Below are 303 nucleotides of genomic sequence, written 5' to 3' on the forward strand. Positions count from 1 at the left end.
GGCCTGCGCAGCGCCGAACTGACCAAGTACGCGGCGAACGGCATGCTGGCGACCAAGATCAGCTTCATCAACCAGATCGCCGAACTGGCCGAACACCTAGGCGCCGACATCGAGGCGGTGCGCCAGGGCATCGGCGCCGACCCGCGGATCGGCTACCACTTCATCTACCCCGGCTGCGGCTACGGCGGCTCCTGCTTCCCCAAGGACATGCGCGCGCTGATCCACAGCGCCGAGCAGGCGCATTGCTCCAGCGACCTGTTGCAGGCAGTGGAAGCGATCAACCGGCGGCAGAAGCACAAGCTG

1 pseudogene is annotated in these 303 nt (G+C 66.3%); it reads left to right on the top strand.

What is annotated here, in order from left to right:
* Nucleotides 1-303 (top strand): annotated as a pseudogene (locus ACLJNW_RS24260) (UDP-glucose 6-dehydrogenase); the annotation flags it as partial.

The sequence above is a fragment of the Salmonella sp. SAL4457 genome (assembly GCF_046548235.1).
Taxonomy (GTDB): Bacteria; Pseudomonadota; Gammaproteobacteria; order Enterobacterales; family Enterobacteriaceae; genus Salmonella; species Salmonella enterica.